Source organism: Halovalidus salilacus (genome assembly GCF_031852275.1).
GTDB lineage: Archaea > Halobacteriota > Halobacteria > Halobacteriales > Natrialbaceae > Halovalidus > Halovalidus salilacus.
Window position 1 is genome coordinate 457,271 of sequence record NZ_CP134700.1, and the last position, 24,643, is coordinate 481,913.

Sequence of the window (24,643 nt, forward strand, 5' to 3'; positions counted from 1 at the left end):
CCTGGGGCTATCAGGCGTTTCGATACCGGTACCGTACCGCCGGACGATTCGCGGATCGGCGCGCGGCGACGTCTCTCTCGCGCCCGTCGAAGTCCGCGAAACGAGAGAACAGACGGTCGGACGGCCGCGGTTCTTCAGTTGACGTCGTGGTCCGGATCGTCCTCGACCGATCGCTTGAGCGAGTCGCGACGCGCCTTGGCGTTCCGGCCCGTCGCCTCGAGGAGGAACTCGTTCTTGGCGTTGACGGCGTCGGCGGCCGCCTCGAGTTCGTCCGGTCCGAGTTCGGTCGGGTCGCGCTCGTGGAACTCGACGCCGAGTTTGTCCTTCTTGCCGGAGTACTTCACGGCACCGACGACGATGCGCTCGAATACGGGGTTGTCGGGTTCACCGATGACGTAGAGGTCGCTTCCCTTGTGCTCTTCCGTGCCGGTGATCGGTCCGAAGTACTCCTCGACCGTGGCTTCCATGTCGGGAATGCGATCCTCGAGGTGCTCGCCACGACGCATCTTGTACTCCTTCATGGATTGGAGATACACGGGGGAGTGTTTACCTCTTTTCATCGCTGCTGGCGGCCGAAACCCCCCGACGGGGGCGGGATAACCGAGGTTATCCGGGGGTCGCCGAGGGTCGTCGGTCGCCCAGCGATCGGCCCCGACGGGTCGCACTCGAGGCGCGAGTCGCTCGTCCGGACTCAGCGCGGCCGTTCGCTCAGGTAGCCCTTGCGACACTCCGGGCAGATGTCGCCGGGTCGGAGCGAGCCCCGGTCGCCGGGCGAGACGAACTCGCAGCCGGGGCAGTAGAACTCCGTCGGAACCCCGTCTGAGGCGCCCGCTTCGCCCGGAACCGGCGCGGGATCGGCCCGCGCCATGCCGGTGTCCGGCGCGCCTCGTCCCCCGTCCGCGTCCGATTCGGCTTGCGACTCGAGGACGGCCCCGTTCGACTCGAGTTCGCCCGCCCGGTCGTCGGCGGGGTCGACGTCGGGCCAGGCGGTCGGTTCCGCCCGGGCTTCCGTCGGCTGACCGACTTCCTCCGGCTCGGGCCACTCGCCGCGCGCGCGGTCGCGTCGGCGCTCGTCGGGCTCCTCGTCGTCCTCGAGGATCACCCCGTCGTCGACGATCGCCTCGCCGTCGTCGGCGGTGGGGACGCTCTCGGCGTCGGCCTCGACCGCGTCGGCACCGCCTTCCGCCCTCGCGGGGCCGGCGGGGTCGGCGCCGGCCGCGTCGGCGTCGATGAACTCGGCGTCGTCCTCGGGTTCGTAGGCGGACGGTTCCTGATCGGACTCGGATTCGGGTTCGTGGGTTGGTGAAGACGCCGTTCGCTGGCTGATGCTCGTCACTTCGGTGTTCTCGGTGATGACGTGCCTGTCGCCACACCGGGTACACTCCTCGTACTCGCGCTCGACGATGACGACTTCACTGCCCCGTTCTTCGCGCTCGCGTTCGACCTCGGGTTCCCCGTAGTCGTGACCGAGCAGCGAACATCGCAGGACCATTGTCCCACCGTACCGATCGACACCATAAAAAACGTACTGCCCGTGCCCGCGCCGGCGGTCCGCCGCGGGGACTGCCGCCGCGGGCTCGACTGATAACGACAAACGTCAAATCCCAGGTCGTCGAAGACGGACGTAGATGAGAGCGAAGTCGGAGTACCGGGATCGGCGCCGGACCGAAGTTGCGGTACTCGACGCGCTCGTCAACCGCGCCGAGGACGGCATGACGGTCTTCGAACTTCGCGCGGCCGTCGCCGTGGAGATCGACGACCTCGAGGACGCGCTCGCGACCCTGAAGGAGGACGACCTGATCATCGTCGACTCCGGCGTCAGCGAGACGGTGATCAAGCCGGCCGATCGGGTCGTCCCGGACGAACCGGTCGACGAGGACGACGATCGGTCGATCGGAGACTGGCTGCGCGATCGGTTCCCCTTCTGACGCGCCTCCAATCGCGTCGATTTATGGCGCCCACCGCCGATCGTTTCGGTATGGTTCGCGAGATCGTCTCGCACGACGACGGCGCGATCTACGAGTTCCACCCCGACCTCGAGCCGATCGCGACGGTCGCGGACGGGGCCGAACTGACTGTCGAGACGCGGGACAGCCTCGACGGTGCGGTGCAAGCCGAGGCCGACGTGATCGAGGCGGTCCCCGAGGAGGTCAACGCCGCGACGGGCCCGATCGCGGTCGAGGGGGCCGAACCGGGCGACGTCCTCCGGGTCGAAATCGAGGACGTCCGCGTCGCGGAGGACCGCGGCCGAGTGATCACCATCGAGGGCTTCGGGTTGCTCGACGGCCACGAGGACGTGGAGGCCCCGCGAACGCGGATGACGCCGGTCGACGACGACGGCGAAACGATCCGCTTCGACGGCCTCGAGGTGCCGATCGACCCCGTCATCGGCACGATCGGGGTCGCGCCCGAACCGGAGTCGTACACCACGCTCGTCCCCCACGACCACGGCGGCAACCTCGACACCACCGATATGTCCGCCGGAAACGTCGCCTACTTCCCCGTCTTCCGGGAGGGCGCGATGCTCGCGATGGGCGACTGCAAGGCCGCGATGGCCGACGGCGAGATGTGCGGCACAGGGTCCGAGATCGCCACCGAGATCGACGTCAGCCTCGAGGTGATCGACGACCCCGCGATCGACCTCGAGCGCCCGCTCGTCGAGACCCCCGACGCCTGGAAGCCGATCGTCAGCGCCGAGACGCTAGAGGAGGCCTGCGAACTCGCCAACCGGGACGCGATGGGGCTGCTGTCGGCCGAGCACGGCTTCGACGAGACGGACGCCTACCTGTTCTCGAGCCTCGTCGGCGGACTCGAGATCAGCCAGGTGGTCGACCCGCTGGTGACGGTCCGGAACGCGGTGCCGAAGGCGTACCTTTCGGATCCGCTTCGCGGCTGACGGCTCGAGGCCGAAACGGGTCCGCGAGCGGTCGGCCCGACGCGGGCCGACCGCTCACATGAGGTAGAACAGCGGGAAGAGGACGACCCACACGATGTCGACGAAGTGCCAGTAGATCCCGAAGTACTCGACCGGCCGGTGATCGGCGAGGTAGGCGTCGATCGAGACGATCCGGTAGATCATGAAGCCGGCGATCAACAGCCCCAGCGTGACGTGCAGGGCGTGCATGCCGGTCGTCACGAAGTACATCGAGTACTGTAGCTCCTCGTACCAGAAGATGCCCTGGGAGAACTCGTAGCCCCACTCGTAGGCCTTGATGCCGAGGAAGGTGAGCCCCAGCAACAGCGTCGCCGCCATCGACGCGAGCAGGCCTCGCTTGTTCTCCCGTTCGGCCATCACGAGCGCCAGGATGACCGTGAAACTCGAGGTGAGCAGAACGTACGTGTTGATCAGGCCGATCGTCGCCGACGGCGGGACCGTCTCGAACTCGCCCCAGCCGAAGTAGATCCGCATGAAGAGGTACGCCCCGATGATGGCGCCGAAGACGACGACGTCCGAGGCGATGAAGAACCAGACGCCGAGTTTGGTCGTGTCGACGCCCTCGAACGGCCAGCGCTCGGCGATCGGCATCGTCGGCGCCTCGAACCGCTCGCGGCCGAGGCCGAACAGGGCGACGCCGAGGACGGCGACGCCGAGCAGCGTGATCACGAGCGCCGTGACGTCCGGCGACCCCTCGATCTCGGGGTGCATCGACTCCACGTACGAGTCCATCTCCGACAGCCCCAAGAACAGCACGAACATCCCCAGGCCGATCGCGACGGGCCACGGGCTGGCGTGATCCGCGTGATCGTCGTGGGCGTTCGCCTGTCGAGCGGTCTCGGCCTCCGCCGCCGCTCCCGCGCCGGCCCCGTCGGTCGCCGTCTCGACGCCGCCGTCCGCGGCCCGCTCGTCGACGAACTCGAGGCGGCCGCTGGCGTAGGACGGACGGCCGGTCCAGTTGTCGAGCGGCGGCGGCGACGACGTCGCCCACTCGGCCGTCCTGGAGAACGCCCACGGGTTGTCGGGCGCGTCGGGCCCCGAGACGTAGCTCTTCGCCAGCGCGTAGAACATGATGAAGTACGACGCGGCGAGGATGATCCCGCCGACGGTCGCAACCTTGTGCCAGGGCTCGAGGTACTCCCCGTAGTCGAAGACGCGCCGCGGCGTCTCCCAGGCGACGAACATCGGGAAATAGAGCAGGTTGAACCCGATAAAGTACGCCGCGAAGTGGAGTTTACCGAGCGTCTCGGAGTACATCTTGCCGGTGATCTTCGGCCACCAGTAGTAGATCGCGCCGATCAGGGCGGTCGCCCCGGCGACCATCACGTAGTGGAAGTGGGCGACGACCCAGTAGGTGCCGCGGAACTCGTAGTCGAGGACGACCGCGCCGAGGAAGACCCCGGTGATGCCGCCGATGATGAACAGCACGAGCGCGCCCAGCGAGAACAGGAACGGCGTCGTGAAGCGGACGTGTCCCTTGACCAGCGTGTAGATGAGCGCGAAGACCATCAGGTCGAACGGCAGCGAGATGCCGATGCTCGTCGCCATGAACAGCGTCTTCACCTCGAGGTTGATGGTCGTCAGGAACATGTGGTGCATCCAGACGAGGAACGACTGGATGGCCACGAGGACCATCGCGATGATGACCCACTTGCGGCCGACCAGCCGGCGGCCGGAGAACGTCTGGAACGTCTCGAACATGACCCCCAGGGCGGGGAAGAAGACGATGTACACCTCCGGATGGCCGAAGAACCAGAAGAGGTGGCCCCACAACAGGCTCGAGCCGCCCTCGGAGGCGAAGTACTGCGTGAGGAGGATTCGGTCGCTCGCCAGCAGGAAGAGGGCGGCCAGCAGCGCCGCGAAGGCGAACAGCATCATCCAGATGGTCAGCAGGATCGACCACGTGAACAGCGGCATGTTCCACAGGCCCATCCCCTCGGCGCGGAAGTGGTGAATCGTCGTGAGGAAGTTCACGGAGCCGATCGTGACCGACATCGTGAACAGCATGATCGCGAGGATGGTCATGTCGCCCCCTCTCGTCGCCGGCATGGCCGGGTTGTACTCCGGAACGTTCAGGGGAGCGTACATGTACCAGCCGCCCTCCCACGCCCCGCCGAGGAAGAACGAGGCGATCACCAGGAGCCCGGAGAAGAGGTAGAACCAGTAGCTCAGCGCGTTCAGCCGGGGGAACGCCAGATCCTTGGCCCCCAGCTGGAGCGGAACGATGTAGTTGCCGAAGCCGAGGGCGAACGGCGAGATGAACCAGAAGACCATCAGGAGGCCGTGGACCGTTACCGCCCGGTTGTACTGAGTCCCGTCGAGCAATCCGGTCCCGCCGGATTCCCAGAGGTGGACACGGAACAGCACCGCGAGGACGCCGCCCAGGATGAGGAAGAAGACCGCGGTGACGAGGTAAAGGATCCCGACGTCCTTGTGGTTCGTCGTGACGAGCCAGCGCTTGACTGAACTGCGCGGCGGAAGGTCCCCGCTCATCGGTCGACCCTCCGCCGTCGGCGATCCGCGTTCGCGTTCGCGCTCGTCGGTATTCGCCCCAGCGCCTTCGATTCGTCCCGCACGGACGCTCTTCCGGCGTCAGCCGATTCCGTCACCGCCGCCGGTATCGTCGCGCCGGCGGGGCCCGGACCTGCCTTCGCGAACGTCGGGTTCGCGTCGGGTTCTCTCGGCGGCGTCCGGTGGGACTCACCGACGGCTCGCGCGCGCGCTTCGACGACCGAGATGGGGCCCATGTCACAGGTTTCTCTGGCCCGAATTTTCAAAGAACGTGGGCCGTGCAAGTGCAGGCCCTTCTTATTCCGTTCGAGCGGAGGCGTCGGCGTCCGACGCGGCGGCACGGGAGAAGACGAACTCGCGGACGAGTTTGGCGGCGAGCGCGGCCGTCTGCCCGTCGTCGCGGTCGTTCACCTCGACCGCGTCGAACCCCGTCGCCGCCGGCGCGACGGCGCGGACGACGTCCCGTAGCTCGCGGGGCTCGAGGCCGAACGGCTCCATCGTCCCGGTCCCCGGCGCGTACGCCGGGTCCGCCGCGTCGACGTCGACGCTCAGGTACGCCTCGCGACCCCCGACCCGGGCCGCGACGTCGAAGTCGGCCACCTCTTCGGGCGGGACGACGGTCACGTCGTCGGCCCCGGCCCGCTCCCACTCCGCTTCGCTCCCGGTCCTGACGCCGAGGAGGATCGCCTCCTCGACGGACTCGCGCTCGAGGACCCGCCGCGTGACGCAGGCGTGGCTGAGCGGGTTGCCGTCGAAGGCCTCGTAGCAGTCGAGGTGGGCGTCGAGGCAGACGAACACCTCGGGGTCGACCGCGCGGACGCCCGCGAGCGAGACGGTGTGCTCCCCGCCCAGTACCAGCGGGACCGCCTCGTCCCAGACGACGTCCCTGATCGTTCCCTCGAGGAACTCGAGGTACGCCGCGACGTCGTCCCACGGGCGGACGTCGCCGGCGTCGCGGACGCCGAGGTCCGTGAAGCGCTGATCGGTCCGTCGGTCGTAATCGTCGAAGGGTTCCGCAAAAAGTCGCACGCGCCGGGGACCGAACCTCGTCCCCGGCTCGAAGGTCGTCGTGGCGTCCAGGGGCGCACCGACGACCACGAAGTTCGCGTCCTCGCGTTCGGCCTCGGGCGGGAGGCCGTCCGCGGTGGCCGCTTCCTCACGGTAACCGGTCGCCCCGGGGAACATCTCGATCAGACGATCTTCCGTTGGCCTTCCAGCTCGAGGTACTCGATGTTGTCGTCGGGGGAGGCGTCGACGTCGTCGGGGATGCGCATCGTGAACGTCTCGTAGGTGTCGAGGTCCATGACCTGCATGTCGTCGCCGTCGGTGGAGACGACCTGCCCCTGCTTGCGGTCGATGATCGGGACCCAGATCTTCGCGTCGACCGGCTGTGAGAGCGACCGCTTCTTGTCGTCGAAGACGCCGCGGGCCTCGATGCGGGCCTTGGCGCTGCCGTGTTTGCCCGGCTTCGCCGTCGAGTAGGAGTTGATCTTACACGCCGCGTCGTCGATCATGACGTAGCCACCTTCCTGGAGGTCGCGAACTTCTCGCTGTTCTTTCGCCATACCCCGGCGTAATCAATCGAACGGCATAAACTGATTGGAATCCGCGAGCCGAGCGCTCGAGGGCGCTGCGATCCGAACGGAAAGGGAAGCCGAGAGAACGGAAACGGGAGCTCGAATTCGAACCCGGCCGCAGGTCGCCGGTCGGTCGGAGCGATTTTCGAGCGCTCGTCGTACTAGCCGACACCGGCGTCCGCGACGTCCCGTTCGACGGCGCCGCGGTTGACGCCCCAGCCCGCCGCGATCACCACCGAAATCCCGTCGGTTCGGCCGGCGGCTCGAGGGGGCTCTCGGGCAACCCCTCGCCCACGTCGGGATCGTTGTAGACGCCCGGCGCCGCGTCGTTCGGCCCGTCCGGGTAGAACAGCGAGGCCAGGGCCTGGATCTGTCCGCGGCCGACGCCGAGTTCGAACTGGCCGCCGCCGTACGTTCGGATGCCGCGCTCCTCGCAGTGGGCGATCGTCTTGAGCAGCGACTCGAGCGAGCCGAACCGCGACGGTTTGACGTTGAGCCAGCGGGGCTCCCACGGCAGGGACTCGACGTCCTCGAGGCCGTGGATCGGCGCGTCCCACGAGACCCGATCCCGGACCTCGGAATCGTCGAACAGCGGCTCCGTCTCCTCGGTCAGCGCGGGGTCCTCGATGATCGCCTCCGGAAACGACTCGAGCACGAGTTCGTACAGGTCGGGATCGGCGGGCGAGTCGACCTCGGTCCCCTCGTACCGCCCCTTCAGGTCGAGGATGCGAACCGCGTCCGTCGCCGCCACCTCGTCGACCAGGGGTTCGTCCCACTCGAGCGTCGGGTCCAGTTTGAACTCGAGGGCCGGCACCCGCTCGCGCAGGCGCTCGAGGCGGTCGGTCGTCGGCGGGTCGCCCAACCGGGTGCTCGCGACGAATCGAACGGGGTCGAACGATCGGTCGAGCGCGCTCGCGAGGTCCGTCCCGGCCTGCCGGAGCGCGAGGTCGAGGGCGGCGCTCTCGAGGCCCCACCGCCGGTAGTTTCGAAACGCGTCGCGGTCGGGCGCCCCGCCGGGGAACAGGTCGACCGCCTCGAGCCGGCTCGAGAAGGACTCGAGGGTGTACTCGCCGGCCAGATCGGGAAGTCCCGTCTCTGCCAGGCGGTCGTGGTCGTCGGCCTCGTAGGTGACGTCCTCACCGCGTCCCGTCGCCGGTTCTCCCCCCTCCGACGGCCCCGACAGGGCGAACTCGGTCGTCACTCGCGTGAAGCCGCTCGAGGTTTCGCGCTCGCGGCGCTCGGGCGAGATCGACGCGATCGACAGCGAGAGGTCCGCGATCCGGTCGTACTCCGTCTCCATACCGCCCGTACGGTCTCCGAACGCAAAGAGCCTCGGAGGGGACGCGTCGCCAGCGGCCGGTGGGATCGAGGGGGTACCCTCAGCCGGAGGCGCCCTCGTCCGGGAGGCCGCGGTCGTTCCGCGAGGCGGTCGACGACGAGGCCCGCGCGGGAGCCGGCGGCATCGACACGGCCCGGGTGTGGGGCGCGACCTCGAGGTCGTCCGATCGGAGCACGCGGTCGCGCCAGACGGCGTAGCCGGCGAGGTTCCACGCCAGGCCGGGCGAGCGGTCGACGATCGGGCCGTCGACGTCCGGGGCGAACGCGGGCACCTCGTACTCGTCGAAGATCGATTCGAGCGGCCCCGTCGCGAGGAAGCGCTCGGCCGGGAAGTTCCCGTTGCCCTTCGGCTTGCTCCGGTCGTACTCGGGGTAGTGTTCCCCGAGCAGCCGCTTGGGGACGTGTTTGGGCTCGCCGTCGCGGACGTAGCGCTCGGGCGAGGGCAGGCCGAGGGCGAGTTCGGCGATCGCCTTTCCGGCGAACGGCGTGTACATCTCCGTGCCGCGGGCGAGACCGGCCTGGCGCCAGACGGTCACGGCGTCCTCGCAGAAGTAGTCCACCCACTGGCCGACGTGCACGTGCTGGGCGTACGGGTCGCCGGTCGCGCGACCGACGCGGTCCATCGCGTACTCGTAGCGCTCGCGCTGTCGGCGCTCGTACTCCCGCCGCCCGATCGCGTCGATCACCGCCGAAACGTCCGTGTACACGGCGTACTGGAGCCCCATCCCGTCGGGGTCGGACGGGTGTCGTCTGAGGGTCTCGAGGACCTCGTGGTGGCGCCGCAGTTTCTCGGCGACGGCCGGCACGAACCCCAGGTGGCGCGTCTTCCAGACCGTCCGACCGACCTCGAGCGAGCCGCCGAGGCCGAAGACGGCGTCGGCGACCTGCCCGCTCACCAGCGTCTCGTCGTCCAGCGCGCGGTAGATCCCGTCGAACGTCGGCGTCTGGAGCTGGTGGGGCGGCATCCCCAGGGCGTCGACGGCCGCCTCGAGGCGCTCGCGGTACTCCGACTCGCGCATCTCGACGAGCTCGCGGTCCGTCTCGAGCAGTTCGTTCGCCCGGTCGGCGTACTCCCGCTCGAACTCGAGTTCCGGCGTGTCCCAGGAGCCGGTAACGCTCTCGGTTTCCTCCCCGAGATAGGTCGCGAGAACGGTCGAGTCGACCCCGCCCGAGAGCATGAGCGTGGAATCCCCCGCGATCGGGGCGCAGGCCGCCGACAGCGCTTCGTCGAGGCGCTCGTGGGCGGTCTCGGGGCTCAGGACCGATTCGGGCGCCAGGGTCTCGGTCAACTCCGTCCGCGGCGTCGTCTCGCCGGGTGTCCAGGCGAGCGTCTCGCCGTGGCCGAGCCGGTGGATCCGATCGACGTAGGAGTCGATCGGCGTCGTCCGGTAGAGCAGGTGGTCGGCCTTCGCCCGATCCGGAACCGTCCGGTCGTCGGGATCGAGCCGGGCGAGGGCGTCGCGAAACAGGTCGGTCACGACCGCCTCGCCGCTCGAGTCGAGGCAGTAAAACGCCTCGTAGGCCGACGTGATCCCGCGGTGGGCGCGCACCGTCGGCTCGTCCGCGCGCGCCGAGAGGACGACGATCGTCCCCTCGCCGGGGAGCGAGGCGTGACGGGCTCTGACCGCCTCGAAGTCGGCGCCGCGGTCGATCTCCGCTCGCAGTTCCCGGCGGTGCGTCCCGAACAGGACCCACCGCCGGCCGGCGCGGGTGACGACCTCGGCGTTCGGGTTCGCGACCAGTGCTGTCGTCATCGTTCCCGACGAGGGGAATATTCGACATTGTTATGGAACGCGTACCGATCGAGAGCTGACTATCACGGGACGATACTTGTCACCTCTTCGCCGGATCGAGTCGGCCCGCCGAACCCCGTCACTTCCGGCGTCTCGGGTCGACGCCCGGTCTACCCCGCGTCACTTCCGCCGACGGCGTCGAAGGTTCTGTCGCGTGAACTGGGGGGTCGCCCGAAGCCCGCGGCGCTCCCGGAACGACCGGTAGAGCAGGACCGTGACGACGAGCGAGAAGATCCCGGCGACGATCGACAGCTCCGGCGCCTCGAGGGCGTAGAGGACGCCGGTCGAGAAGAGCGACATCGTCAGCAACATACCGTAGACGATGCGCTTGGCGAGCGTCTCGAAGACGTCCGCCGAGTCCTCGACCCCGATGCGGACGTAGAAGTCCTCGCGGTCGATCCGATCGAGCGTCCGCTCGGCTTTCGGGGCGATCCGGGTGAGCGACTCGCCGGTCCGGCGCAGTTGCGTCGCGGACTCCTCGAGGTACTGGCGCACCGACTCCTCGCGGTAGCCCTGTTCGGTCAGGTAGTCGGTCGCGGTGGCGATGAAGTCGAACTCCGGGTCGAGGGTGACGCAGACGCCCTCGACGACGGTCGCGACCCGGAGGACGAGCGCGAGGTTCTTCGGCAGCCGAAACGGAAACTCGTAGATCGAATCCTCGATCTGGCCGACGATCTGGTTGACCCGGTACTGTTCGATCTCCTCGCCGCGGGCGTCCCGGATGGCGAGTTCCATCACCTCGGCCATCACCGCGCGGTCGGCGTCCGGGCTCAGGGTGCCGATCTCGACCAGCGCGTCGAGGATGCCGTCGATGTCCTGGTTCGCCACCGCGATGTAGAAGTCGACGATCTTCGACCGGGTGAACTCGTCGACCCGGCCGGACATTCCGAAGTCGTAGAAGACGATCCGCCCCTCGTCGGTGACCGCGAGGTTTCCGGGGTGGGGGTCGGCGTGGAACACCCCGTCGTCGACGATCATCTGGAAGTACGCGCGAACGAGGTTCTCGGCGACGCGCCCCCGGTCGATCCCGCGTCGGTCGAGCGTCTCAAGGTCGGTGATCTTCGTCCCGCGAACGTACTCCATCGTGAGCACGCGCGGCCCCGAGTGGCTCTCGACCACGGCGGGGATCCGATACCGGTCGTCGCCCGCGAAGTTCGCCCGGATCTCCTCGAGCATCTCCGCCTCCCGTTCGTAGTCCATCTCCTCGCGGATCGTCCGCGCGAATTCGTCGGCGAGGTTCTCGAGCGAGAACGCCCGCGACTCGTCGACGAAACGCATCAGGATCGGCAGCGACCACCGGATCACCCGGAGGTCGACCTCGACCAGATCCTCGATGCCCGGCCGACGGACCTTGACGGCCACCTCGAGCGTCCCCCCGCCGTCTCCGCCCAGGCCAACGTCACCGCCGTCGTCCTCGTCGGAGGCGTCGACGCGCGCCCGGTAGACCTGTCCCAGGCTCGCCCCGCTTATCGCGTCCGTCTCGAACTCGACGAACCGCTCGTCGACGGGGCCGAGTTCGGCCTCGAGCACCGCCTTCGCCCCCGCCCACTCGGCCGGCGGCACCTCGTCCTGCAGCGCCGAGAGCACCTCGATGTACTCGGGGGGGAGGACGTCCGGCCGGGTCGAGAGCAGCTGGCCGAGCTTGATGAACGTCGGGCCGAGGGTCAACAACGACTCGAGGAGGACCTCGGCACGCTCGCGGTGGGTTTCGGGCTCGACCCGGCGCGGTCGGCCGAAGAGGAGGAAGCGCCGCCGGTCGCGGGCGTAGGCGAGCAGCAGCGGGAGGAAGTGCCACGCGACGACGACGAATCGCCGGTACGCGCGGAGGGAAGCCAGACTGCGTCACCTCGGTTCGGCGTCCCCGGCGTCGTCGGTTCCCGCGTCGTCGCCGCCCTCGCTTCCCCCGTCGACGATGTCGATGGTCGTCTCGCCGTCGCCGCGCTTGGGCATGGTCACCTCGAGCACGCCGCGTTCGACCGCCGTCTCGACGCCGGTCTCGCTCGCGTCCGAGGGGAGGGGGAGGTCGACCTCGAGGAACAGCGATCGATTCTCCTCGAGGTAGCGGTAGTCGCCGACGTCCTTCGCCCGGCGGGCCTCGACCTCGATCCGGCCGTTCTCCACCGAGACGTCGGTCGTCTCCCCGGTGGCTCCGGGGACGTCGAGGACGAGCAGGTAAGCGTCGTCGCTCTCGAGCAGATCGAAGAAGACGTCGCCGGAGAGGTCCCGCAACGCGTCGCGGAGCGCAGACATGTCCGTCCGTTCGCACGCGGATACGAAAAAGGCCGCGGTAGCGGCCGGTCCCGCGGTATGGTTCTCGCGGCGACGGCTGCATAAAACCGCGCCGGCGGGAACCCGCGCGTCCGACGCGACCGGTCGATCGACGCGGCGGTCCCCCCTACGCTTTTGCCGCCCGCTCCCCCCTGTCAGCGTATGGAAGGTGCCGATCGCGATCGGACGGAATCCGGGTTCAAGGTGCGCACGCCCGTGGCGGAGGCGCGGCGAATCCTCGGGGAGGCCGTCGAGGGAGTCGAGCGCGACCGGACGCTCGAGCGCGTGCCGATCGAGGAGGCCGACGGCCGGGTGCTCGCCGAGCGGGTGACCGCGAAGCGGAACGTCCCCCACTACGAGCGCGCGGCGATGGACGGCTACGCGGTCCGGGCCGAGGACACCTTCGGCGCGAGCGCCCGATCGCCCGCCGTCCTCCGAACCCGAGAGCGTGAACGGGAAGGCGACGACACGGCCGTCGACCCCGGCGCGGCCGTTCGGGTCCACACGGGCAGCGACCTGCCGACGGGCGCCGACGCCGTCGTCATGATCGAGCACGTCGAGGAACTCGAGGCGACCGGCGAACTCGAGGTCGAAGACGCCGTCGCGGAGGGGGAGAACGTCGCGCCCGTGGGCGAGGACGTGACCGAGGGCGACGCGCTCTACGAGCCGGGCCACCGTCTCCGGCCGTCGGATCTGGGCCTGCTGAAGTCCGTCGGCCGCTCCGAGGTCGCGGTCGTCCCGCGGCCGACCGCGGGCGTGATCCCGACGGGCGAGGAACTCGTCCAGTCCGACCCGGGCCCCGGCGAGGTGATCGAGACCAACGGCCTCACGGTCTCCCACCTCGTCGAGCGCTGGGGCGGCCGGGCGACCTACCGGGACGTGGTCACCGACGACCCCGAGGCCCTGCGGGTGGCGATCCAGCGCGACCTCACGAAGGACGTCGTCGTCACCACCGGCGGCTCCTCGGTGGGCGAGCGCGACCTCCTCCCCGAGGTGATCGACGACCTGGGCAAGGTGCTCGTCCACGGCGTCGGGCTCAAACCCGGCCACCCGGTCTGTCTGGGCGTCGTCGAGGACACGCCCGTCCTCGCGCTGCCGGGCTACCCCGTCGCCTGCATCGTCAACGCCGTCCAGTTCCTCCGGCCCACCCTCCGCTGGCTCGAGGGCGTCGAGCCCGACCCGCACCCGACGACCGAGGCCGTCCTCGAGCGCAAGATCCCGAGCGAACCCGGCACGCGGACGTTCGCGCGGGTTCGACTCGAGGCGCGCGACGATGACGAGTCGGACGGCGGCGAGGGCGAGGGCCCCGACTACGCGGCGATCCCGACGCGTGCCAGCGGCTCGGGGGTGCTCTCGAGCGTCGCGCTCGCCGACGGCTGGGTCGTCGTCGAGGAGGAACGGGAGGGGATTCCGGCCGGCGAGACGGTCGCCGTCGAGGACTGGGAGCCGGGATCGTAACGGTAACGGGATCGTTTCTCTCGAGACGCCGAGCGACGGAGCGTCGCTAACGGGCTGTAGCGGCGCCTTAACGGGCGAGCCTTTACCACGACTGATTCCGTAGGGAAGAAGCGTTTCGGAGAGCCATGAACCTGAATCGGCGGACGCTCGTTGCGGCGGTCGGCGGCGCGGCGAGTTCGGCCCTCCTCGCGGGGTGCGGCGAGGCCGGGCCCGGAACGAGCCAGGGGGACGGAGAGAGCGCGGACGACGACGAGGACGAGGACGACTGCGAGACCGAGACGGAGACGGAGACCGCGCTTCGCGTCGAGAACGAACGCGACCTCGGGGGTGGCCTCGAGTGGACCCACGGCTACGAGGTCGAAGACGGCGAGACGCTGCACTTCGACGTGACGGCCTCCGACGGCCAGGACGTCCACGTCGAGATCGAATCGCCCGGCGGCGACGTCGTCTTCGAGGACGAGGGCGCCTCGGTGAGCGCGACCGAGGGGTTCGACCAGGGCGGCACGGGCCGGATTCGCATCGCGAACTACGGCGATCGGACCGAAGAGGAAACCGAGGAGCTGTGGGACGACGAGGCGGACGTGAGCGCCGGCGACGAGGTCGAACTCGAGGCCGACCTCGTCGAGGGTGAACGCGTCGAGTACCGCGTGGAACGCGTCGACGGCGCCCGTCCGCAGCTTCGGATCGAAGACCCGGACGGCGAGGACGCCCGGGAGCACGACGTCTCGTCGATGATCGACGACGAGTTCGTCGCGTCCGCGGACGGCGAGTACCGCTTCGTCGTCGAGAACACCGCGTTGCTCCGGAGCGGCGAGTGGGAGTACGCCCTCGAGGCCGTCGAGGAAGTCCCCGTCGAGACGACGGTCGACCTCCGCATCGAGTACGAGTACGAGGAGCCGGTCGAGATCTGCGCCTGAGCGAGGATCGACGCAGAGGCTCGCGTTTCGAGATCGCTACTCGAGCGCCAGCCGAACCGCGTCGGCGGGGCTCCGCACCCGGGCGACGTGCTCGTAGGTGCCGTCTCTGACGCCGTTCGTCACGTACGAGAACGCGAGGTTCTCCTCGGGATCGGCCCAGCCGACGCTGCTGCCGAGGCCGGCGTGGCCGAAGACGCGCTCGGGGGTCAGCGACCCGTAGGGATCGACGCGGGTGCCGCCCTTCCAGAAGCCGAGGGCGAACCGGGCAGGCCGGGAGAGCGTCCCGTCGGCGTCCGTCTCGGCCTGCACGCGTGCCATCGTCTCGACGGTCTCCTCCGAGAGGATGCGCGTCCCGTCGAGTTCGCCGCCGTTGGCCAGACAGGCGTAGAACCGGGCCATGTCCCGGGCGGTGCCGATGCCGTTTGCGGCGGGGATGACCGCCCGGTGGATCGCCTCCTCGTTGAACGGTGCGGCGACCTCGGCGTTGTCCCCGAGCCCTTCGCCCGGGTCGCGACAGCGGTCGAACGCCTCGAAGCCGACGAGGGTGGCCACGTCGTCCGCCTCGTCCTCGCGCAGGCCGATTCCCGTGTGGTCCATCCCCAGCGGCTCGAAGATCCGTTCCGCCGCGAACTCCTCGACCGGCGTGCCAGAGGCGCGGCGGACGAGTTCGCCCACGAGCCAGCCGAACGTGAGCGCGTGGTAGGCCGGCACCTCCCCGGGCGTCGTGATCGGCTCCATCCCCTCGATCGCCTCCACCGAGGCGTCCCAGTCGGTCCAGAGGTCCGGCCGCTCGTCGATCTCCCCCTGGTGGAGCCCGGACGCGTGGCTGAGCACCTGGCGAACGGTGATCTCCGCCTTCTCGGTACCCTCCTCGGCGAACTCCGGCCAGTGGTCGACCACGCGGTCGTCGTAGTCGACCTCGCCCTCGTCGGCCAGCACGTGCAGCGAGACGGCCGCGTACGGCTTCGTACAGGAGAACAGCAGGTGGCGCGTCTCGGCGGTCTCTTCCTCTCCACTGTCGGGGTCCATCACGCCCCCGGCGAGGTCGATGACGCGCTCGCCGTCCACGTAGACGGCCAGTTGCGCCCCGTGGTGGAGCCCCGCCTCGAGGTGGCGGTCGAAGAGGTCCGCGATGCGTTCTCGAGCGTCGTCGCTGATCCGTGGCATGGTTCGGGTACTCTTCGGGCTGACGCTTAACCGTTGGCGTGTGGGAACACGCCGCAGTGGGGCGTCGGCTATCGGAGCGCCAGCCTGACGGCGTTCGCGAGTTCGTTCACCCGGGCCGCGTGCTCGTAGGACTCCTCCCGAACGCCGTTAGTGACGTAGGAGAACGCGACGTCCTCCGCCGGATCTGCCCAACCGACGATGCTGCCGAGCCCGACGTGGCCGAAGACGCGCTCGGGGCAGAGCGTGCCGAACAGGCCGTTCGTCGTCCCGCCCTTCCAGACGCCGAGGCCGTAGCGCATCGGTCGCGAGAGCGTTCCGTCGTCGTCCGTCTCGGCTTCGAGCGCCGTCATCGCCTCGACGGCCTCCTCGGAGAGGATGCGCGTTCCGTCGAGTTCGCCGCCGTTAGCGAGGCAGGCGTAGAACCGGGCCATGTCCCGGGCGGTGCCGATGCCGCTGGCGGCGGGAACGACTGCTCGCTGCAGGGCCTCCCGGTTGAACGCCTCCGAGAGCGCGACGTGGTCGCCCTCGAGTCCCTCGCCGGGGTCGCGACAGCGGTCGAACTCTTCGAAGCCGACGATCGTCGCGACCTCGGCGTGATCCTCGTCCTCCCGGAGGCCGATCCCCGTGTGGTCCATCCCCAGCGGCTCGAAGATCCGCTCGGCGACGAACTGCTCGATCGGGGTGCCCGAAACCCGCCGGACGAGTTCGCCCACGAGCCACCCGAAGGTGAGCGTGTGATAGGCCGGCACCTCGCCGGGCGCGAACGTCGGGTCCATCTCCTCGAGATTCGTCACCACGGCGTTCCAGTCGCCCCACAGGTCGGGGCGCTCGTCGATTTCGCCACGATTGAGCCCCGAGGTGTGACTGAGCACCTGGCGAACCGTGATCTCCGCCTTCTCGGTGCCCTCCTCGGCGAACTCCGGCCAGTGGTCGACCACGCGATCGTCGTAGTCGATGTCACCGTCGTCGACCAGCGCGTGCAGGGCCGCGGCCGCGTACGGCTTCGTGCAGGAGAACACGACGTGACGGGTCTCCGGCGTCTCGTCCCGTCCGTCGGGGTCGGCGACTCCGCCCGCGAGGTCGATGACCGGTTCCCCGTCGACGTAGACGGCCAGTTGGGCCCCGTGGTGGAGCCCCACCTCGAGGTGCCGGTCGAAGTGGGCAGCGATGCGCTCCCGGTCTGCGTTGCTAACGCGTCCCATGCCCAATCCGTTACTCTCCGGGCAAGTAATATTTCACCTCGAGGAAGGAGCGTCCGACGCCGCCCGGACCGACCGGCGTTCGACCGACGTTTTTACCCCACGACCGCCAACCACTCGGTATGGAACGCAAAGAGTTTCGCGACCTCGCCTCGCCCGCGGAGGCCCGCGAGGCGATCCGCTCGCTGTCGCTCGAGGGAGGAATCGACCGCGTCCCGCTCGAGGAGTCCCGGGGACGGGTGCTCGTCGCCCGCCTCGACGCCGAACTCGACGTGCCGGGGTTCGACCGGGCGAGCCTCGACGGCTACGCGCTCCGGGCGCGGGACACCTTCGGCGCGGACGAGGCGGATCCGGCCCGCCTCGAGATCGTCGGCGAGGTCCACGCGGGCGAGGAACCCGCCGTCGAGGTCGGCGAGGGGGAGGCCGTCGAGATCTCGACGGGGGCCGTGATGCCGCCGGGGGCGGACGCGATGGTTCCGGTGGAGAGGACTGATCGCGTCGAACGACGTTCGACGGAACGGGCGAGCGGCAGCGCCGCGAGCCAGGAGGGTGAAGACGTCCTGATCCGAACGAGCGTCGCCCCCGGGGACAACGTCATGTTCGCCGGCGCGGACGTCGCCGCCGGCGAGCGCGCCCTCGGCCCCGGCACGCGGATCACCCCTCGAGAGATCGGCCTGCTCTCGGCCCTCGGGGTCGAGGAGGTCCCCGTTCGCTCCCGACCGACCGTCGGCATCGTCTCGACGGGCGACGAACTGGTCCGACCCGGCGAGGACCTCGACAGCGGACGCGGGGAGATTTACGACGTCAACAGCTACACGATCGCCGCGGGGGTCGAGGATGCGGGCGGCGAAGCAGTCCTCTACCCCCACGCCGGCGACGATCAGGACGAGATGGAGCGCACCCTGCGGGAGGCCGCCGCGGAGTGCGACCTCGTCTGCTCGTCGGGGTCGACCAGCGCGAGCGCGGTGGACGTCATCTACCGCGTGATCGAGGAGCGAGGCGAACTCCTCCTCCACGGCGTGAGCGTCAAACCCGGGAAGCCGATGCTCGTCGGTCGCCTCGAGGACTCGGCGTACGTCGGCCTCCCGGGCTACCCCGTCTCCGCGATGATGGTCTTCCGGACGTTCGTCGCGCCGGCGATCCGCGAGGCCGCGGGCCTGCCCGAACCGAAGTCGGCGACCGTCTCGGGAACGATGGCCAGGGAGGAGCGCTACGGCGAGGGCCGCCTCCGCCTCATGCCCGTGGGACTCGTGGAAGGCGGCGCGGGCGAGACGCTCGTCTACCCCGTCGACAAGGGCAGCGGCGCGACGACCAGCCTCGCCGAGGCCGACGGCGTCGTCGAGGTGGCCCCCGAGACGGACTACCTCGAGGCCGGTGAAGACGTCACCGTCCGCCTCTTCTCGGCGGACGTCCGGCCGCCGACGCTGTTCGGCGTCGGCGAGGACGATCCCCGGTTGAATCGGGTGCTCGACGACCTCGAGAACCCCCGGTACCTCTCGGTCGGCTCCCGGCCCGCGCTGCGACGCCTGCGCGAGGGCGTGCCCGACGTCGCGGTCGTCGCCGGCCCGCTCGAGCGCGAGGTCGACGCCGAGGAATTCGGCGGCTGGGAGCGCGAGTGGGGCCTCGTCGTTCGCCCCGGCAACCCGGACGGGATCGAGGGGGTCGCCGACCTCGTCGACCGCGACCTCCGCTTCATCAACCGGACGACCGACTCGGGGCTCCGGACGAGCCTCGAGCGGGCGCTCGAGGATCTCGCGGATGGCCGCGACGCGTCCCGCCGCGACCTCGCCGAATCGATCGAGGGCTACGACCTCGGCCTCCGCGCCCACGAGAGCCCCGCCCGGACGGTCGCCGCCGGCGACGCCCACGCCGGCCTCGGCCTCCGCGAGACGGCCGACCGCCTCGACCTCGCGTTCGTTCCCCTGGGCGACCAGCCGGTTCGGATCCTCGCGAACCCCGACCGCCTCGAGAAGGCGGGGGTTCGTGAACTCGCGACGCGACTGGAGGAGTGAGCCCGTCCCACCGGACCGTTGGGGAACTGCCGTCACCGTTCGCGGGCCCGAATTCGTCGGTCGTCGACACATCGAGCGTAAACGCCCCCCTACGCGGAGACTGTCACCGATGCGAGACGGTCGTCGTCTCGCGTATAACGTCGAGAGACAGTCACTCCGACCGAAGTAGCAGTTTTACCGCTCTGTGATGTAGGACGCGTGATGTCGACGATCGCCGAGTTCCGGATTCCTGCCGAAGACACGACGCTGGCAGAGGCGTTCGAGTACATCTCCGACGCCTCGTTCGAACTCGAGTCCTCGGTGTCGAAGACGAGACCGAGCCTCTGGGTATCCGGCGCCGAACCCGAGGAGATCGAATCGGCGCTCGAGGAGGACTCCTCCGTCGATTCGTACGAACCGCTCGTCGAGGCCGGCGATCGCCTCCTCTACGACGTGACGTTCGCCGACGGCACCCGCTGGCTCTACGACGACCTGCTCACCGAGGGGGGCTCGCTGCTGGCGGCGTGGGGCTCGAACGGCTGGTGGCAGGTTCGGATTCGCGTGCAAAACCGCGACGAACTGACCCGGATCCACGATCGGTTCGTCGAGCGCGGCATCAACGCCGACCTCCGCCGGGTCTCCGACATCACGGACGCGGCGGGCTCCGAGACGCGGCTCACCCCGGAACAGCAGGAAGCGCTCGAGGCCGCCCTCGAGCGGGGCTACTTCGAGATCCCGCGCAAGATCTCGATGGAGGAACTGGCCGACGAACTCGACATCTCCCACCAGGCGCTCTCGGAGCGGCTGCGCCGGGCGTACGAGACGCTCGTCGACGCGGAACTGGAGACGGCGGACGAGAACGAACGGTCGCGGTGATCGGCCGCCGGCGGACGGCGTCCGCCCGGGCGTCGCTCGATCGGGTCGCCTGACCGGGTCGCTCGGCAGGGTACGCGGTGGGTCGCTTCGCGCGTTGTACGGGACGTCGCTCGATCGCTCACTTACTCGAGTTCGTCGAACGAGGAGATTCGATAATCGCCGAGGACGCACTGTCCCCGGCGCTCGTGGCCGACGCGCTCGACGTGGATCGCGTCGAGGCCGGCGTTCCAGGCCGCGCCGACGTCGTTCGGCCCGTCGCCGGCGAGCACCCCCTCGTGACCGTTGTGCGCGACGCCCAGGTCGCGCATGACGCACTCGACGGGGCCGGGATCCGGCTTCCAGCCCGTCTCGTGGGTGCAACAGAGGGTCGAATCGAACCAGTCGCGAATGTCGAGGTGGTCGAGCACCGGCTCGCAGAGGTACTGCTGGCAGTGGGTGACCAGGCCCACGGGATCCTCGAGGTCGGCGACGAACGCGGCGTCGCCGTGGAGGTAGGTCTGCTCTGCTCGAACCAGCGGATCCTCCTCCTCGTGGAACGCCGCCCAGAACGCCTCGGGGTCGACCCCCCAGGCCTCGAGCTGGCGGTCCCGCGAGCCGGTGAGGCCGCTCCAGACGATGTCGGCCTCGCGGTCGGTGAACTCCCGGCCGAGGCGGTCGCCGACCCGGTCGAACACCTCCCGGGTGTAGGACCACTCGACGTCGATCAGCGTCCCGTCGAGGTCGAGGAGCCAGAAGTCGTACTCGGCGTCGAACGCGGGTGCTGAGTCGAGTTCGGCGTCGACGAGGGACTCCACCTCGGTCCCTGACTCGGTGACCATCGGGACGATTCGATACGGTTTTCTCGAGTATATGTCTGTCGCCGGGCGAATCCGAGGATCGGAACGGGTCGTTCCGACGACGCGCCGGCCGGACCGGTCGAGGGGATGGACCCGATCCCCGACGGCGTCGCCCGGGAACTGGTCGACCTCGAGCCGGAGCGACCAGTCGTCCGGCCTCCGCGCACTCGTAACGTGAACGAGTGAAGCCGGACGGTTATTCGCCGCCGCGGCCGGGGATCGGATATGATCGAGAGTTACGACGACACGGAGGAACTGGCCGACTTCGCGGCGGCCGTCGCCGGGGACGACCGGGCGCCGGTGGTCGTGATCGCCGGCTGTGGCACGGCGCCCACGGTGACGGGGTTGCGCGAGCGCGGCGTCGACGCCTACGGCTTCGACGCGGAGCCCGAGATCCTCGAGACGGCCGACCCGGCGACGCGGGAGTTCCTCGTCGAGGCGGACCTGCGCGACGAGGCCCTCCTCGAGACGCTGCGCGACGCCTTCGGGATCGACGAGATCGACCTGTTCGTCACGGAGTGTATGCTCTCGTTCCTGACCGTCGACGAGGCGCGGACGGCGCTGGCCCGGATTCGGGAGGCGCCCGGCGTCGGACGGCTCGTCCACCGGGTGCGGATGGATCCGCCCGTCTCGGCCCAGCTGGGCGAGATCGACGTGACGATACTGACGCCGGAGGAGTGGCGGGAGGCGTGCGATCCGGACGGCGCGGACGTGTGGCGCGACGGGTTCGAGCCGTGGAACCTGCCGACGCTCGAGGACGCGGACCCCGACGGGGCGACGGCCGACTGAGCCGAAGCCGGGACGCGCTCGCGCCGATCGCCGTCGACGCCGGCCTCGTCGCTTCGTGCGGCCGCCTTCGGGGACGGTAACGCTATCCCTCGCCGACCGGTATCGGGGGACGATGACGACGGACGCGAACGGACCCGACCTCTCGAGTCGCACCGTCCTGGTTACGGGGAGCGCCGCGGGCGTCGGCCGCGAACTCCTGCTCGCGACGGCCCGCCGCGGGGCGAAGACGGCGGTCCACTACCACACGAGCGCAGACGCCGCCCGCGAGGTCGCTGCGGAGGCCCTCGAGGCCGGCGCGGCCGACGCGACGACGGTCCAGGGCGACGTCACCGATCCCGAGAGCGTCGACGGCCTCTTCTCGGCGGTCGAATCCGACCTGGGGCCGGTCGAGATCGTCGTGAACAACGTCGGCGACTTCGCGCCCAGCCACTGGGCGGAGATCGACTTCGAGACCTGGAACCGCGTGCTCGAGACGAATTTCAACGGGACCTACCTCTGCTCGAAGCGCGCGCTGCCCGCGATGCGCGAGAACGGCTACGGCCGGATCGTCAACGTCGGCTACGCCTCGAGCGAGAAGGGGCTCGTCCACCCGAAGAACTTCCCGTACTTCGTCGCCAAGGCCGGCGTCCTGATGTTCACCCGAATGCTCGCCGCCGACACGCAGGACGACCCGATCACCGTCAACGCCGTCTCGCCGTACGTCGTCGAGAACTCCGACGAGTTCCCCGAGGACCTCCCGCGCGGGCGCCCCGCGAGCTACGAGGACCTGGTCCGCCCGCTGCTGTTCTTCCTCGACCCAGAGAACGAGTACGTGAGCGGCCAGAACCTCGAGGTCGACGGCGGCTGGTTGCCCGAGCGCGTCTGAGCGACCGCCGGGGGTCACCCGCGGTCGGGGGGCCGCACCCGCGAACCTGGAGGGTCGACGGCGGTCGAAAACGGAGGATCGGTGAACGGGGGAGGTCCGGCTACGCGTAGTGCTCCTCGAGGTAGTCGACGATCTCATCGCCCTCGTAGATCGTCTCCTCTCGGTCGGTGTCGACGAGGAAGGGGATCGAATCCCGGCCGCCGACGTCCTGCATGGCCCGGTACGTCCGTTCGTTTCGGACGTCGCCCTCGGGGCGGCGCGGGTTGTGCGCGACGTACGAGACGCCGAGGTCGGTCAGCTTCTCGCGCACCGTCGAACTGTACGGACAGCCTTCGGCCTGGTAGAGTTCGAGCACGACGGTTCGGGTTGGAAGGCCTCGCGGGTAAGGGTTGGCCGCGCGAGTGACAGCAGGCGGATCGCCTTCAGGGGAGGGAGGGCGCTCGCGGGGACCGCGACGGGCCACCGCGTCAGCACCGTCCCGAGGAGACCGCAACCCATCTCGAGGAGGGAGTCCGCGACCGTCGTGGGGACGGCCGAGTTGCGTTCGCCTCGAACCACCGGCGACGAGCGAGCCGTCGACCGGGAGGGACCGTGAGCCGCCCGGTTGCGAGCGCGTCCACCCGGAGTTGACACTGTTAGGGGAACTGCACTCCACGCCCCGTGTGGCCTAGACTCTCGATGACTCGAAACATCACGCGACGACGCGCACTGACGATCGTCGGCGGAACGGGACTCGTCGCCCTCGCGGGCTGTGCGGGAGAAGGCGACGCGGCGGGGGACGACGAGATGGACGACGCGAACGGCGGCGGGCCGTCCGACGACGAGGAGACGAACGACTCGAGCGACGGAACCGACAGCGAGGAGACGAGCGACGGGGCCGGCGACGACGGGCGCGCCATGGTTCGCGTCGCGCACCTCTCCCTGGACGCCCCCAACGTCGACGTATCCGTCGACGGAGACACCGTACTCGAGGACGTCGCCTACCGCGACGTGAGCGACTACCTCGAACTCGAGCCGGGGACCTACGAGGTCGCGATCGCCGCGGCCGACGATCCGGAGACGGTGGTCTTCGAGGACGACCTCGAGATCGCCGAGGGGGCGTTCACGGTCGCGGCGATCGGCGAACTGGCCGAGGAGAACCAGCCGTTCGCCCCGACGGTCCTCGAGGACGACATGAGCGATCCCGGCGAGGAGGCGCGGGTCCGCCTGGTCCACGCCTCGCCCGACGCGCCCGCCGTCGACGTCACGGTCGGCGACGGCGAGCAGGTGCTGTTCGAAGACGCGGCGTTCGGGGACGCCGCGAGCGCCGAGGTCCCGCCCGACGAGTACGCGCTCGAGGTGCGACCGGCGACCGAGAACAACGACGGCGACGTCGTCGCCGAGTTCGACGTCGCGCCCGAGGCCGGCGGCGTCTACACCGCCTTCGCCGTCGGCTACCTCGAGCCCGGCGCGGCGCCGGCCGACGAACCCTTCGACCTGGAGGTAACGGTCGACGCCGAACCCGGCGGCCACTGAGCTCGCGCGGATCGCCGACGACGACCCTCGCGGTTACGGCCACCTCGAACGGCTCACCGTTTTCCCGCTGGTCGTCGTCGGGTGTTCGTATGCGAGTCGCAGTCGCCGGCACGTTCGGACCGCTGCACGACGGGCACCGAAAGCTGTTCGAGCACGCGCTCCGGTTCGGTGACGACGGCGTGCTGATCGCCCTCACGAGCGACGAACTCGCGGTCGAGACGCGACACGAGCCCCGTCCGATTCCGTCCTTCGGCGAGCGCGTCCGGGCGGTCGCCGACGCCGTCGCCGACCTCGACGAGCGGGAACGCGACGTCGAGATCGTCGAACTGACCGACGAACACGGCATCGCCTCCGACGACCCGACGATCGACGCGCTCGTCGTCTCGCCCGAGACCGCGCCCGAACTCGCCGAGATCAACGATCGCCGACGCGAGCGCGGCCTCGAGCCGATCACGGGTATCGTCGCCCCGTACGTCCTCGCCGAGGACGGCGAGCGGATCTCCTCGACCCGGATCGTGAACGGCGAGATCGACGAGCGCGGCCGGGTGCTCGAGTGAGTCGTTCGGTTTCGGTCGAGAATGAACACGCCGGGATCAGACGGCAGTGCC

General features: G+C 69.6%; 23 protein-coding genes. 10 read left to right on the plus strand and 13 right to left on the minus strand.

The features are described from left to right. Positions 1 to 134: 134 nt before the first annotated feature. Positions 135 to 521: a DUF5611 family protein gene (locus RJT68_RS02315; RefSeq protein ID WP_407038772.1), complete on the minus strand. Its 387-nt coding sequence runs from the start codon at positions 519 to 521 to the stop codon at positions 135 to 137. Between the two features lie 170 nt (positions 522 to 691). Next, a complete protein-coding gene (locus RJT68_RS02320) occupies positions 692 to 1,492 on the minus strand; it encodes a DUF7093 family protein (RefSeq protein WP_407038773.1) in 801 nt (266 codons plus the stop codon). Between the two features lie 136 nt (positions 1,493 to 1,628). Between RJT68_RS02320 and RJT68_RS02325 the strand changes: the two genes are divergently transcribed. Further along, a complete protein-coding gene (locus tag RJT68_RS02325; RefSeq protein ID WP_407038774.1) occupies positions 1,629 to 1,928 on the plus strand; it encodes a DUF6432 family protein in 300 nt (99 codons plus the stop codon). A 50-nt stretch (positions 1,929 to 1,978) separates the two neighbouring features. Then, complete coding sequence (locus RJT68_RS02330; protein WP_407038775.1) at positions 1,979 to 2,896, plus strand: acetamidase/formamidase family protein; 918 nt, start codon at positions 1,979 to 1,981, stop codon at positions 2,894 to 2,896. 54 nt (positions 2,897 to 2,950) lie between these two features. Here RJT68_RS02330 and RJT68_RS02335 read toward each other — a convergent pair whose 3' ends face one another. The 7 genes from RJT68_RS02335 to RJT68_RS02365 form a co-directional block, all read right to left on the minus strand. Next, a complete protein-coding gene (locus RJT68_RS02335) occupies positions 2,951 to 5,428 on the minus strand; it encodes a cbb3-type cytochrome c oxidase subunit I (protein WP_407038776.1) in 2,478 nt (825 codons plus the stop codon). Positions 5,429 to 5,743: 315 nt separating this feature from the next. Then, complete coding sequence (gene speB / locus RJT68_RS02340; RefSeq protein WP_407038777.1) at positions 5,744 to 6,631, minus strand: agmatinase; 888 nt, start codon at positions 6,629 to 6,631, stop codon at positions 5,744 to 5,746. A 5-nt stretch (positions 6,632 to 6,636) separates the two neighbouring features. Continuing rightward, the gene (locus RJT68_RS02345; RefSeq protein ID WP_407038778.1) at positions 6,637 to 7,011 is read right to left on the minus strand and encodes a translation initiation factor IF-5A; all 375 of its coding nucleotides are present in this window, start codon (positions 7,009 to 7,011) and stop codon (positions 6,637 to 6,639) included. 241 nt (positions 7,012 to 7,252) lie between these two features. Then, positions 7,253 to 8,323: an enolase-like domain-containing protein gene (locus tag RJT68_RS02350; RefSeq protein WP_407038779.1), complete on the minus strand. Its 1,071-nt coding sequence runs from the start codon at positions 8,321 to 8,323 to the stop codon at positions 7,253 to 7,255. A gap of 79 nt (positions 8,324 to 8,402) precedes the next feature. Continuing rightward, the gene (locus RJT68_RS02355; RefSeq protein ID WP_407038780.1) at positions 8,403 to 10,115 is read right to left on the minus strand and encodes an asparagine synthase-related protein; all 1,713 of its coding nucleotides are present in this window, start codon (positions 10,113 to 10,115) and stop codon (positions 8,403 to 8,405) included. 159 nt (positions 10,116 to 10,274) lie between these two features. After that, positions 10,275 to 11,990, minus strand: a complete 1,716-nt coding sequence (locus RJT68_RS02360; RefSeq protein WP_407040303.1) for an ABC1 kinase family protein — start codon at positions 11,988 to 11,990, stop codon at positions 10,275 to 10,277. Positions 11,991 to 11,996: 6 nt separating this feature from the next. Next, on the minus strand, positions 11,997 to 12,404 hold the full coding sequence (locus RJT68_RS02365) for an Hsp20/alpha crystallin family protein (RefSeq protein ID WP_407038781.1): 408 nt from the start codon (positions 12,402 to 12,404) through the stop codon (positions 11,997 to 11,999). Between the two features lie 180 nt (positions 12,405 to 12,584). Between RJT68_RS02365 and RJT68_RS02370 the strand changes: the two genes are divergently transcribed. Together RJT68_RS02370 and RJT68_RS02375 are read left to right on the plus strand one after the other, a co-directional pair. After that, on the plus strand, positions 12,585 to 13,880 hold the full coding sequence (locus RJT68_RS02370) for a molybdopterin molybdotransferase MoeA (RefSeq protein ID WP_407038782.1): 1,296 nt from the start codon (positions 12,585 to 12,587) through the stop codon (positions 13,878 to 13,880). A 125-nt stretch (positions 13,881 to 14,005) separates the two neighbouring features. Further along, the gene (locus tag RJT68_RS02375; protein ID WP_407038783.1) at positions 14,006 to 14,797 is read left to right on the plus strand and encodes a hypothetical protein; all 792 of its coding nucleotides are present in this window, start codon (positions 14,006 to 14,008) and stop codon (positions 14,795 to 14,797) included. Between the two features lie 36 nt (positions 14,798 to 14,833). On the opposite strand, the gene RJT68_RS02380 is transcribed toward RJT68_RS02375, so the two are convergent. Continuing rightward, entirely contained in the window at positions 14,834 to 15,964 is a 1,131-nt protein-coding gene (locus tag RJT68_RS02380; protein WP_407038784.1) for a serine hydrolase domain-containing protein, read from the minus strand. 68 nt (positions 15,965 to 16,032) lie between these two features. Next, positions 16,033 to 17,166: a serine hydrolase domain-containing protein gene (locus tag RJT68_RS02385; protein ID WP_407038785.1), complete on the minus strand. Its 1,134-nt coding sequence runs from the start codon at positions 17,164 to 17,166 to the stop codon at positions 16,033 to 16,035. Between the two features lie 119 nt (positions 17,167 to 17,285). Between RJT68_RS02385 and RJT68_RS02390 the strand changes: the two genes are divergently transcribed. Beyond that, positions 17,286 to 19,175, plus strand: coding sequence for a molybdopterin biosynthesis protein (locus RJT68_RS02390; protein WP_407038786.1), 1,890 nt, complete (start codon positions 17,286 to 17,288; stop codon positions 19,173 to 19,175). A 201-nt stretch (positions 19,176 to 19,376) separates the two neighbouring features. After that, positions 19,377 to 20,030, plus strand: coding sequence for a helix-turn-helix domain-containing protein (locus tag RJT68_RS02395; RefSeq protein ID WP_407038787.1), 654 nt, complete (start codon positions 19,377 to 19,379; stop codon positions 20,028 to 20,030). A 122-nt stretch (positions 20,031 to 20,152) separates the two neighbouring features. Here RJT68_RS02395 and RJT68_RS02400 read toward each other — a convergent pair whose 3' ends face one another. Next, positions 20,153 to 20,848 (minus strand): HAD family hydrolase, encoded by a 696-nt coding sequence (locus tag RJT68_RS02400; protein ID WP_407038788.1) that lies wholly within the window; start codon positions 20,846 to 20,848, stop codon positions 20,153 to 20,155. A 243-nt stretch (positions 20,849 to 21,091) separates the two neighbouring features. On the opposite strand from RJT68_RS02400, the gene RJT68_RS02405 reads away from it, so the two are divergent. Together RJT68_RS02405 and RJT68_RS02410 are read left to right on the plus strand one after the other, a co-directional pair. After that, positions 21,092 to 21,655, plus strand: coding sequence for a class I SAM-dependent methyltransferase (locus RJT68_RS02405; RefSeq protein WP_407038789.1), 564 nt, complete (start codon positions 21,092 to 21,094; stop codon positions 21,653 to 21,655). Between the two features lie 112 nt (positions 21,656 to 21,767). Continuing rightward, the gene (locus tag RJT68_RS02410) at positions 21,768 to 22,520 is read left to right on the plus strand and encodes an SDR family NAD(P)-dependent oxidoreductase (RefSeq protein ID WP_407038790.1); all 753 of its coding nucleotides are present in this window, start codon (positions 21,768 to 21,770) and stop codon (positions 22,518 to 22,520) included. Between the two features lie 100 nt (positions 22,521 to 22,620). Here the strand turns inward: RJT68_RS02410 and RJT68_RS02415 are convergent, their stop codons facing one another. After that, positions 22,621 to 22,875, minus strand: coding sequence for a glutathione S-transferase N-terminal domain-containing protein (locus RJT68_RS02415; RefSeq protein ID WP_407038791.1), 255 nt, complete (start codon positions 22,873 to 22,875; stop codon positions 22,621 to 22,623). A gap of 323 nt (positions 22,876 to 23,198) precedes the next feature. Here RJT68_RS02415 and RJT68_RS02420 point away from each other — a divergent pair, with 323 nt between their 5' ends. Beyond that, complete coding sequence (locus tag RJT68_RS02420; protein ID WP_407038792.1) at positions 23,199 to 24,035, plus strand: DUF4397 domain-containing protein; 837 nt, start codon at positions 23,199 to 23,201, stop codon at positions 24,033 to 24,035. An 89-nt stretch (positions 24,036 to 24,124) separates the two neighbouring features. Continuing rightward, entirely contained in the window at positions 24,125 to 24,592 is a 468-nt protein-coding gene (locus tag RJT68_RS02425) for a phosphopantetheine adenylyltransferase (protein ID WP_407038793.1), read from the plus strand. The last annotated feature ends 51 nt before the right edge of the window (positions 24,593 to 24,643 follow it).